The 4,511-nt window shown below is 40.6% G+C and carries 7 protein-coding genes; all 7 read left to right on the forward strand.

Going from position 1 to position 4,511, the window contains the following annotated elements:
* Positions 1-702: hypothetical protein (locus WC623_RS24715; RefSeq protein ID WP_372856246.1), on the forward strand; the 702-nt coding region annotated here is incomplete at its 5' end.
* A complete protein-coding gene (locus WC623_RS24720; protein ID WP_372856248.1) occupies positions 702-2,543 on the forward strand; it encodes a LamG-like jellyroll fold domain-containing protein in 1,842 nt (613 codons plus the stop codon). The genes WC623_RS24715 and WC623_RS24720, both read left to right, overlap by 1 nt.
* 92 nt (positions 2,544-2,635) lie before the next feature.
* A complete protein-coding gene (locus WC623_RS24725; protein ID WP_372856250.1) occupies positions 2,636-3,274 on the forward strand; it encodes a lipase family protein in 639 nt (212 codons plus the stop codon).
* 128 nt (positions 3,275-3,402) lie between these two features.
* Positions 3,403-3,636 carry a thermonuclease family protein gene (locus WC623_RS24730; RefSeq protein WP_372856258.1) on the forward strand — a complete coding sequence of 78 codons (234 nt, stop codon included), beginning with the start codon at positions 3,403-3,405 and terminating at the stop codon, positions 3,634-3,636.
* A gap of 26 nt (positions 3,637-3,662) precedes the next feature.
* Positions 3,663-3,953 carry a hypothetical protein gene (locus WC623_RS24735; protein WP_372856252.1) on the forward strand — a complete coding sequence of 97 codons (291 nt, stop codon included), beginning with the start codon at positions 3,663-3,665 and terminating at the stop codon, positions 3,951-3,953.
* An 87-nt stretch (positions 3,954-4,040) separates the two neighbouring features.
* Entirely contained in the window at positions 4,041-4,178 is a 138-nt protein-coding gene (locus WC623_RS24740) for a hypothetical protein (RefSeq protein WP_372856254.1), read from the forward strand.
* Between the two features lie 55 nt (positions 4,179-4,233).
* Positions 4,234-4,511 (forward strand): hypothetical protein (locus WC623_RS24745; RefSeq protein WP_372856256.1); only part of this gene is annotated, 278 nt, incomplete at its 3' end.

Below are 4,511 nucleotides of genomic sequence, written 5' to 3' on the forward strand. Positions count from 1 at the left end.
GCAAGGCAGGGCGAGGTCTCTGCCGTTGCAATGGTTACTGTCCTTCCTGCCGCTCCTCATCATATAGTGGTAGACGCACCTGATACTTTTATTTATGGGGATAAATATCTCTCAGATGGATTGGCTTCCTATCAAATTCTCGACCAATATAATAATGAAATTATTCCAGACCAATCTCTTGTAAAAACAACCATAAAAAAGAATACAATGGGGAACATGCTTGGCAGGCTGGTGAATGCTGGCGGCAGTGGGCTTAGTGCTCAATATACGGCTATGCTCAGACCTGTGTTGATTGGTGGCTATATATCAGAGGCAGGGCAGGTATTATTTTTTGAACGAGGCACATACACCATAACAGTAAAGTATGGTGATATTATGGGGACAAAGGAGTTTACTGTGATATTCAGAGAGCCGTATCAGAATGTGGTAGCATGGGCAGACTATCACATGGGAAATGTTTCAATCGATAATAAAACGGTAGAGATACAGTACGATATACTTGGTCAAGGATTCTGTGTCATCCCGCTACAAGGGGATGTATATACTATGTTTGATGCCCCTGGTTTAATGTGTAAGTTCTTCGCAATATGCAAAGGGCACTATAGAATACTTGAATATCGTCAAGAGCTTATCGAAAAGGATAAGCTCAAAACTATTCACAAAATATTTATAGGATTAATTCAACCACAAGGAGCAAAATAATGAAGAAGAAATACATTTTAGGAATTATTTTATCGTTGTGTCTGGTTGGCAATGTTTCCGCTGGATTTTTCCAGGGCGGTGGTAGTGCTTATACCCCTCCAAACCATACAGGGGATGTAACCTCTACAGGCGATGGTACGCAAACAATAACGAATAATGCAGTAACCAATGAAAAAATGGCTACCGTGCCTACTATGACCCTCAAGGGGCGTACAAATTTGGGGACAGGTGTGGTTTATGATATTCCCTTTGCTGATGTAAAAATAAACTTGAATCTTAATAATGTAACCAATAATGCACAGTATTATGCTGGTGGTGATGATGTAGCCATGGCAGATGGTGGTACAGGACAGGGTACGGCACAGCTTGCCATTAATGCCCTGACAAATGTTGCATCTGCTACAGCAGAACATGTGCTTACAAAGGACACAGACACAGGCAATGTTATTTTTAAGGCAGCAGCGGGCGGTGGGGCAGTGTCATCTGTGTTCACACGCACAGGGGCAGTTGTGGCAGCAACCAACGATTACAATTGGGGACAAATTGACAAAGGTACATCCAGCCTTGCCGATATTACCACGAAAAGCCATACGGCATTAACCGATATTGGTAGCAATAATCATGCTACGATAGATACCTTTTTGGCGTCTAAGGCGGCAGCCAGTGGGTTAGCATCTTTGGATGCTGCGTCTTTGGTTGCCCAGAATCCAGCCAATGCAACAAGCACCCAATCAGCAGGGCAAAACAAGATTCCCATTGCAGACGCTAATGGGAAGCTGAATGCTTGGGTTGATGCGACTGTGCCTGGTGGGGCGAATACACAGGTACAGATTAATAATGCTGGTGCATTTGGGGGCACATCTGCATGTACCATCAATATTACTTCTGGGACAATCACAACTGGTGCACATACAGTTAATGGTGGGTTAAGATTGCCAGAATCAGCGACAACTCCATCCACAGAAATAGGATACAGTAAAATATATACAAAACCAACTGCGTCAGGGGCATACTCCTCTGATGCACAGACTTCGTTTCTGTGTCATGCAGATGGCACAGGGAATGCTTTTGTAGATAGTTCTGGCACGCCTAAAACTATCACTGTTACAGGGGATGTTACACAAAGCACGGCACAATCGAAGTTTGGAGGCAAGAGTGTTCACTTTGATGGTACTGGGGATTGTTTAACTGTTGCTACTAGCACAGATTTCGAATTTGGAACTGGTAATTTTACCGTTGACTGGTGGGAATATCGGACAGCTGCAGGAGGCATTTCTATTACCAGAGATAATGTTCAATACTCTCCATTTATATTAGGGTATGAAGCAGCGGGGACTGTCTACATGACATCAAATGGAATAGGGTGGGATATTGCTTCAGCAAAAAATATGGGGGCATCGGTGGTCGGGGAATGGCAGCATTTGGCAGTTACTCGTTCAGGGGATACTTTCTATACATTCAGGAATGGTACGCAGCGGGATACTTGGACATCTACATTAGCTCTCTTTGCGACTACTGGGAACTTTCAGGCAGGAAGGTACAGCGCAGGGAACTATATGACAGGGTATATAGATGAACTTCGTGTATCCAAAGGGATTGCCCGCTGGACAGCGAATTTCACCCCTAACGCAGATAGTGTAGGTGGCACATGGTGTAAAGACGGTAGTGGTAACGAATATTCTGTAACCCTTTGGAAAGAAAATGCAACCAAAATAGGACTGAACGGGATTACAAAAGTACCTGTTTTTGCAGACAATGCAGCGGCAATTACAGGTGGATTGGCAGTAGGAAACATTTATCGTACAGGGGCGGTTACTGACCTGTTATGTATTGTTCATTAATAGGTGGAGGCAGTGAGGTAATTATGTTTAACATACCACAAGCCATAAGACTTACAAACCTAAGCAGGATAATATATCAAGTTTATACTCCGATGAAAAAGAGTCTGGCGGAGATAGGATTACAACCTAAAGATTACGAGTATATCGAACAAAAAGACACACAGATGCTTGTGATCCACAATAAAGAAACACAGGTGATTGAGATAGTTTTCAGGGGCACAAAAGGAATCCCCGATTGGATAACCGATATAAATTGTAAAATTGTCCATACTCAATATGGTGGTGTTCATGCTGGCGTGTATACTGGCTATCGGGCAATAGAGGATGACCTACTGTCGATATTGTCTGCCTACCCTAACTATAAGATTGATATTACAGGTCATAGTTTAGGATTTGGACTTGCAACTGTTTGTGCTTGTAGTTTAATGTCTTTCTATGAAGATAATATCTCCAGTATATATGGAATTGGTGGGATGAAGTGTCTAAATAGAGAAGGAAAGGAATGGTATAATAAAAATTTAGGGGCAAAAACATTTAGGATAGAAGATAATGATGATATTGTCACCCGACTTCCAATAAATTTTCAAAGTATAGGGGAAAGGATATTGTCTGACGATAATAAAACATGGAAGGATAAAATGAAGAATATTTTTCAGTTTAAGTTTTTTCGAGAAGAACATGATGCAGGGAAATACCTTGAAAATCTAAAAAGGAAACAAGAATGCTTCTAAGGAATAGATAAATGTATAGATATAAAGCAACCATTAAAAGAATAATTGATGGCGACACTTTAGTTGTAGATATTGAATTAGTGCTTGGGATTGACGCAAGAAAAAAAAACATATAAGACTTAAAAGGGATAAATGCACCAGAAATAAAATCAGCAGAAGGTAAGACAGCTAAAAAAAGGCTGGAAGGGTTGCTGTACGGGGAAGAACTTAATAGCAGTCCAAAGATTGAGATTGAAACAACCTTGATAAAAGATGTAGATAAATTTGATAAATTTGGCAGATTGTTAGGGGTCATTTGGTTTAACGGCGTGAATATCAATGATTGGCTGGTAGCAGAAGGATTGGCAGTGGTTTATCCTTAAAAAGCATTAAAGGCGGGGATACTGGCATGATGGAAGAAATCCAAGAGGGCACAATAAAAAGAGTCCATGACCGTATTGATGCGGTCAACTCTACCATTGACAAGAACTTTGAGAAGATGTTTGACTTCTTTAAGGAATTTCAGATCTGGAAGGCAGAAACAAATGTAAGGTTACAGCCATTAATTGGGCTGGAAACAAAACATGCTGTTGTTGAGGGTAAGGTATCTACAATCGGAAAGGTGCTTTGGGGAGTCGGAGCAGCAGCCTTATCATCATTGGGTTGGTTGTTTTCTCAGGTTATAGGTGGAAAACATTGAGTGCTTGTGGAAGGAATGAGATGATATAATAGAAGAAAGAGACAGAAGAGGAGAAGATACATGAGAGAAAATAAATGCGAAGAGCAGATGGATATATTCACTCATGTTGATGAACTTTCAGATATGGCGGAAAAACAAGGAAAGGTAATCTCTGGTATAATTATTTTCCTTGTAATTGCCAGTATTTTGGGAGGGTCGTTATTGGTATTGGCGTTATTGAGATGAAAAGGCGGGTGCATATGTGCAAAACAAGGATATTGATGTAATAGAAAAACATGTTATGGAATACGCAACAGGTCAGGACGCTATTAGGAAAAGGGCTCGATTGTTGACAGATACGGAGTTATCTGAGGCAGTAGAAAAAAGTCTTGCAATGTTAAAAGAGAGACTGCCTAATTCTGATGCTGCCATGATTGGTAAAATCATGAGAATGGCTAAAGAAAATAGACAACTGCAAGAAAGCCTATTTGCTACAGATAATATTCTTAATAATGCTTTTGATCGTATTATAGTTTCTCCATCAGATGGGATGATAATAAAACTTAGGATGATGGAGAA

It is taken from the genome of Pedobacter sp. (assembly GCF_041645105.1).
Classification (GTDB): domain Bacteria; phylum Bacteroidota; class Bacteroidia; order Sphingobacteriales; family Sphingobacteriaceae; genus Pedobacter.